The 6,804-nt window shown below is 72.5% G+C and carries 3 protein-coding genes; 2 read left to right on the plus strand and 1 reads right to left on the minus strand.

The window, feature by feature from the left end; all coding sequences use genetic code 11:
* Window positions 1-77: 77 nt before the first annotated feature.
* Window positions 78-2,702, minus strand: coding sequence for a glycosyltransferase family 1 protein (locus ACIBBD_RS19865; RefSeq protein ID WP_399420742.1), 2,625 nt, complete (start codon window positions 2,700-2,702; stop codon window positions 78-80).
* Window positions 2,703-3,048: 346 nt separating this feature from the next.
* Here ACIBBD_RS19865 and ACIBBD_RS19870 point away from each other — a divergent pair, with 346 nt between their 5' ends.
* Window positions 3,049-4,266, plus strand: coding sequence for a S8 family peptidase (locus tag ACIBBD_RS19870; protein ID WP_399420743.1), 1,218 nt, complete (start codon window positions 3,049-3,051; stop codon window positions 4,264-4,266).
* Between the two features lie 275 nt (window positions 4,267-4,541).
* A complete protein-coding gene (locus tag ACIBBD_RS19875; RefSeq protein ID WP_399420745.1) occupies window positions 4,542-6,671 on the plus strand; it encodes an alpha-1,4-glucan--maltose-1-phosphate maltosyltransferase in 2,130 nt (709 codons plus the stop codon).
* The last annotated feature ends 133 nt before the right edge of the window (window positions 6,672-6,804 follow it).

The raw sequence follows: 6,804 nt of genomic DNA on the forward strand, positions 1-6,804 counted from the left end.
GACGGCTCGCACGAGACCGCCACCAGGGCGTCCGCGCGTCGCCGGGGCCGCCCCCGTCCCCGGCGACGAAGTGTCCGTCAGCGCATCAGCACGCCCGCCCCCTCGATCAGTTCCTCCGACGGTCCCGCCACCAGGCCCAGTTCCGCGCCCGTTGCCAGCAGGCGGTGGTGGGGGAGGATGCGGACCGTGTAGCCGTAGGGGCCCGTGCGGTCGAGGGACAGGGGCCCCTCGTAGACCCAGCGGCCCTCCAGGTCGGGGCCGCCGACCGGTTTCAGGGGGACCGTCGAGGCGTCGGTGATGCGGTCCTCCGTGTCGACGCGGCCGGAGACGGCCTGGACCTCGACGTCGTCGGGGGTGAGGTCGCCGAGGGTCAGGCGCACGCGCAGGGCGACGGTGGTGCCGAGTTCGGCGGTCGGGGTGGCCGCGGAGGTCTCGACGTGGTCGACGGTGACGGCGTGCCAGGCCGAACGCACCCTCGCCTTCCAGAGGGCGAGGTCGCGTGCCGAGTCGGGGTCGAGCGCGCGGTGGGCATGGGCGGCGGGGGTGTAGAGCCGTTCGACGTACTCGCGGACCATGCGGCCGGCCAGGACCTTCGGGCCGAGCAGGGTGAGGGTCTGGCGGACCATCTCGATCCAGCGGTCGGGCAGACCGTGCTGGCCGCGTTCGTAGAAGCGGGGGGTGATCCGCTGTTCCAGCAGGTCGTACAGCGCCGCCGCCTCGATGGCGTCACGGCGGTCGGGGTCCGTGCCGGTGCCGTCCGCCGTCGGGATCGCCCAGCCGAAGTCGGGCTGGAACCACTCGTCCCACCAGCCGTCCAGGACGGAGAGGTTGAGGCAGCCGTTCAGGGCCGCCTTCATGCCGCTCGTGCCGCAGGCCTCCAGGGGGCGCAGGGGGTTGTTCAGCCAGATGTCGCAGCCGGGGTAGAGCTTCTGCGCCATCGCCATGCCGTAGTCGGGGAGGAAGACGATGCGGTGGCGGACCCTCGGGTCGTCCGCGAAGCGGACCAGTTCCTGGACCAGGCGTTTTCCGCCGTCGTCCGCCGGATGCGCCTTGCCGGCGACCACGATCTGGATGGGCCGTTCCGGGTGCAGGAGCAGGTCCATCAGACGGTCGCGGTCGCGCAGCATGAGGGTGAGGCGTTTGTACGACGGGACGCGGCGCGCGAATCCGATCGTGAGGACGTCCGGGTCGAGGACGCCGTCGATCCAGCCGAGTTCCGCCGTGCCCGCGCCGCGCTGCCGCCAGGAGGCGCGCAGCCGGCCGCGTACCTCCAGGACGAGCTGTTCGCGCAGGTCGCGGCGGAGGTCCCAGATGTCCTGGTCGGGGATGTCGGCGACGGAGTCCCAGCGGTCGGAGCCCCCGACGCTCAGCGCGTCCTCGGTGCGCTGGGCGCCGATCTGGCGGGCGCCCAGCCGCAGGACCTCGGGAGCGACCCAGGTCGGGGCGTGGACGCCGTTGGTCACGGAGGTGATCGGCACCTCGTCGGCGTCGAACCCGGGCCACAGGCCGGCGAACATCTCGCGGCTGACGTGACCGTGCAGCAGGGAGACGCCGTTGGCGCGCTGCGCCAGGCGCAGGCCCATCACCGCCATGTTGAACAGGTTGGGTTCGCCGCCCGGGTAGGTCTCCATGCCCAGGTTGAGGATGCGGCCGACGTCCATGCGCGGGAGTTCGGCGTCGGGGCCGAAGTGCCGGGCGACCAGCTCGCGGTCGAAGCGGTCGATGCCGGCCGGGACGGGGGTGTGCGTGGTGAAGACCGTGCCGGCCCGGACCGCCTCCAGACCGGAGTCGAAGTCGAGCCCCTCGTCGCAGAGTTCGGCGATCCGCTCGAGGCCGAGGAAACCGGCGTGCCCCTCGTTGGTGTGGAACACCTCCGGCGGGGCGTGGCCGGTGAGGCGGCAGTACGTCCGTACCGCCCGGACACCTCCTATGCCGAGCAGCATCTCCTGCAGCAGCCGGTGCTCGCTGCCGCCGCCGTAGAGCCGGTCGGTCACCCCGCGTTCGCCGAGGTCGTTCTCCTCGACGTCCGAGTCGAGCAGGAGGAGGGGGACCCGGCCCACCTGGGCCAGCCAGACGCGGGCGCGCAGCCGGCGGCCGCCGGGCAGGGCGAGGGAGACCTGGGCGGGGGTGCCGTCGTCCTCCTTCAGCAGGGTGAGCGGGAGCTCGTTGGGGTCGAGGACGGGGTAGTGCTCCTGCTGCCAGCCGTCCCGGGAGAGGGTCTGGCGGAAGTAGCCGTGCCGGTACAGCAGGCCCACCCCGATCAGCGGGACCCCCAGGTCGCTGGCCGCCTTCAGGTGGTCGCCGGCCAGGATGCCGAGGCCGCCGGAGTACTGGGGCAGGGCGGCCGTGATGCCGAACTCGGGTGAGAAGTAGGCGATGGCGGCGGGGAGTTCGTCGGACGGGTCCTGCGTCTGGTACCAGCGGTCGCCGGTCACGTAGTCGTGCAGGTCGTCGGCGGCCGCGGTCAGCCGGCGCAGGAAGCGGCGGTCCTCGGCCAGTTCGGCGAGACGCGCGGGACGCACGCTGCCGAGGAGCCGTACCGGGTCGCCGCCCGAGGAGGCCCAGCGTTCGGGGTCGACGGACTGGAAGAGGTCACGGGTTTCCGCGTGCCAGGACCAGCGCAGGTTGCGGGCCAGGTCGCTGAGCGGCCGGAGGGGTTCGGGGAGGAGGGGTCGGACGGTGAATCGACGGATCGCCTTCACATTCCACCTCGGCGTGCGTAAGGAAGAGACACACGGCTGTGTGCGTCCACGTCGGTTATGACGGTACCGGCGTCGGTGCGGCCGTCGCTGAGGGCCGGCCACCCCGAAACGCCCGTTTCCGGCGCCGGGCGGGGCTTGTGGTCCCGCGTCGGACGGGCGCGTTGCGCGGGCCCCCGCCGTCCTCGCGCGACGGGCCCGATCCGCTCACCCCGCCCAGAACTCGCCCCCTTGTGGCCGATTCCGCCCCCACAGGCCACCTTGTGGCGCTTCGCCCCACACGAGAGGCTGCCCAGTGCGTACCCGGCACGCGCCGCCGTACGCCGAGTCGAGGAGGGGAACTCGAGCCATGGCACGGACGCGAAGCAGGCGTCTGCGCCGGGCGGGGGGGCTGATCGCGGTCCTGGCGACCGTGGCGCTTTCGGCCGTCACCCTGCCCGCGCACGCCGCACCGGAGGGGACGATACGCGGCGACGGAGCACCCGGCGCCGTCCGCGGCAGCTACCTCGTGACGCTCGAGGAGGGGGTGAGAGCCCCGGCGGCCGGGGGCGGTATCGCCGAGCGGTACGGGGCGAGTATCAGCCATACCTACGGCACGGTCCTGAACGGCTTCGCCGTCGAGGCGAGCGAGGGACAGGCCCGGCGCCTGGCGGCCGATCCGCGCGTCTCCTCGGTCGTGCAGGACACCCGGGTGACGCTCGACGCGACGTCACACGGACGGACGACCCAGAAGAGCCCGCCGTCCTGGGGACTGGACCGCGTCGACCAGCCGTCCCTGCCCCTGAACGGCAGCTACACCGCGCCGAAGTCCGCGGGGGCCGGTGTGACGGTGTACGTCATCGACACCGGGATCCGGATCACGCACCGGGACTTCGGCGGCCGGGCCTCCTACGGCTGGGACTTCGTCGGCGGCGACCGCACCGCGTCCGACGGCAACGGCCACGGCACCCACGTCGCCGCGACGGCCGCGGGCACGAGCCTCGGTGTCGCGAAGAAGGCCCAGGTGGTGGCCGTGCGCGTGCTCGACAACGCCGGCGCGAGCACCACCGCCCGGGTCATCGCGGGCATCGACTGGGTCACCCGGCACGCGCACCGGCCGGCGGTCGCCAACCTCAGCCTGGGCGGCCCGTACAACGCGCAACTGGACGCCGCCGTCCGCGCATCGATCCGCTCCGGCGTCACCTACACCGTCGCCGCGGGCAACGCCGGTCACGCGGCGGCCCTGCACTCCCCCGCCGGTGTGCGCGAGGCCGTCACCGTGGGCGCGACCGACCGCAGGGACGCCCGGGCGTCCTTCTCCAACCTCGGTTCGGCGCTCGACCTGTTCGCCCCGGGCGTGTCGGTCACGTCCGCGTCGCACACGAGCGACACCGGACGGGCGGCCTACTCCGGGACGTCGATGGCGGCGCCGCACGCGGCGGGCGCGGCCGCGCTGTATCTGGCCGGCCACCCGACGGCCACGCCCGCGCAGGTGGAGCGGGCCCTGGTCGCGGGGGCGTCGAACGGCAAGGTGTCCGGCCGGGGGGCCGGTTCACCGGACGAACTCCTGCGCGTCCCGCGGTCGTAGCGGCGGGCTGCCGTCACCGGCCCCGTTCCCCGCGAACGGGGCCGGACTTGTACGTAGACATACGCGCGAGTAGTTAACAAAGTGCCGGATTGCTCACCCGAATAGGGTGGGAAGGCTCCTCCGGTACGAGACCCCGTACGACCCGAGCACAACCCCGGCACGTCCGGGCACGAGTACGACCCCGGGCCCGCCCGGGCACATCCGGCACCCCCCACCGCAGGACCCACCTCCCCACATCCATCCGCCCACCTACGTTGATGCGGACAGGAGCGGTCATGCCCGCCACGCACCACTCGTCAGCACCCCCGACACCCCGTACGTCCCGCGCCGAAGCGCCCACAGCGCCCGCAGAGACCTCCGTGCGCCCCGCCGACGCCGGACCGCCGGCCCCGGAGCGATCCTCCTCGGGTGACGTGCCCGCCGTGGGACGCATACCCGTCCTCGATGTCCGCCCGGTCGTCCAGCACGGGCGTCGGCCCGCCAAGGCGGTCACCGGGGAGACGTTCGAGATCTCGGCGACCGTGTTCCGCGAGGGGCACGACGCCGTCGCCGCCAACGTCGTCCTGCGCGACCCCGAGGGCCGCCCCGGCCCATGGACGCCGATGCGTGAACTGGCCCCCGGCACCGACCGCTGGGGCGCCGAGGTCACCCCGGACGCGCCGGGCCGCTGGACGTACACCGTGGAGGCCTGGAGCGACCCGGTCACCACCTGGCGCCACCACGCCCGGATCAAGATCCCGGCGGGGATCGACACCGGCCTCGTCCTGGAGGAGGGCGCCCGCCTCCACGAGCGGGCGGCCGCCGGGGTGCCCGGCGACGAGGAGCGGGCACGGGACATCCTGCTCGCCGCGGCCGACGCCCTGCGCGACGAGGACCGCCCGGCCGCCTCCCGTCTCGCCGGGGCGCTGACCCCGGAGGTGGACGAGGTCCTCGCCCGCCATCCCCTGCGGGAACTGGTCACCGCGTCCGACCCCCTGCCGCTGCTGGTCGAACGGGAACGCGCCCTGTTCGGCTCCTGGTACGAGTTCTTCCCGCGCTCGGAGGGAACCCCGGAGCGTCCGCACGGGACCTTCCGGACCGCCGCCCGGCGGCTGCCCGCGATCGCCGCGATGGGCTTCGACGTGGTCTACCTGCCGCCGATCCATCCGATCGGGACGACGTTCCGCAAGGGCCGCAACAACACTCTCACCCCCGGTCCCGACGACGTCGGCGTGCCGTGGGCGATCGGCTCGCCGGAGGGCGGCCACGACGCCGTGCACCCGGAGTTGGGCACGCTGGAGGACTTCGCCTGGTTCGTCGGGCAGGCGAGTGAGCTGGGACTGGAGATCGCGCTCGACTTCGCGCTGCAGTGCTCCCCCGACCACCCCTGGGTGCAGAAGCACCCCGAGTGGTTCCATCACCGCCCGGACGGCACCATCGCCTACGCGGAGAACCCGCCGAAGAAGTACCAGGACATCTACCCGATCGCCTTCGACGCGGACATGGACGGCCTGGTCGCCGAGACCCTGCGCGTCCTGCGGCACTGGATGTCGTACGGCGTGCGGATCTTCCGGGTGGACAACCCGCACACCAAGCCGGTGGTCTTCTGGGAGCGGGTCATCGCGGACATCAACCGCACCGACCCCGACGTCATCTTCCTCGCCGAGGCCTTCACCCGGCCCGCGATGATGCACACCCTCGCCCAGATCGGCTTCCAGCAGTCGTACACCTACTTCACCTGGCGCAACAGCAAGGAGGAGCTGACGGAGTACCTCACCGAACTGTCGGGGGAGGCGGCCTCCTACATGCGGCCCAACTTCTTCGCCAACACGCCGGACATCCTGCACGCCTACCTCCAGCACGGCGGCCGTCCGGCCTTCGAGGCGCGGGCCGTGCTGGCGGCGACCCTGTCGCCGGCCTGGGGCGTCTACAGTGGCTACGAGCTGTGCGAGAACACCCCGGTGCGCGAGGGCAGCGAGGAGTACCTCGACTCGGAGAAGTACCAGCTCAGGCCCCGCGACTGGGAGGCCGCCGAGCGCGAGGGCCGCACCATCGCCCCACTCATCACCCGCCTCAACGAGATCCGGCGGGCGAACCCGGCCCTGCGCCAACTGCGCGACCTGCACTTCCACCACGCCGACCAGGAAGCGGTGATCGCCTACTCGAAGCGGAGCGGTTCGAACACGGTTCTGGTGGTCGTCAACCTCGACCCCCACCACACCCAGGAGGCGACGGTCTCGTTGGACATGCCGCAACTCGGCCTGGACTGGCACGAGTCGGTGCCGGTGCGCGATCTGCTCACCGGCGAGACCTATTACTGGGGCAGGGCCAATTACGTGCGTCTCGAACCGGGCACTCGGCCCGCGCACGTCTTCACCGTCCTGCGACCGTCCAACCCGCAGATCGGAGGGTCACCCACACGATGATCGTCAACGAGCCCGTTCCGGACACCTTCGAGGACACCCCCGCGAAAGACCGCGACCCCGACTGGTTCAAGCGCGCGGTCTTCTACGAGGTCCTCGTCCGCTCCTTCCAGGACAGCAACGGCGACGGCGTCGG

This window comes from Streptomyces sp. NPDC051315, assembly GCF_044455165.1.
In the GTDB taxonomy this organism is placed as follows: domain Bacteria; phylum Actinomycetota; class Actinomycetes; order Streptomycetales; family Streptomycetaceae; genus Streptomyces.

What these genes read in the sequence shown, in the direction of transcription:
- ACIBBD_RS19870 (WP_399420743.1), top strand. Translation starts at nt 3,049, where the DNA reads ATGGCACGGACGCGAAGCAGGCGTCTGCGCCGGGCGGGGGGGCTGATC.
- ACIBBD_RS19875 (WP_399420745.1), top strand. Translation starts at nt 4,542, where the DNA reads ATGCCCGCCACGCACCACTCGTCAGCACCCCCGACACCCCGTACGTCC.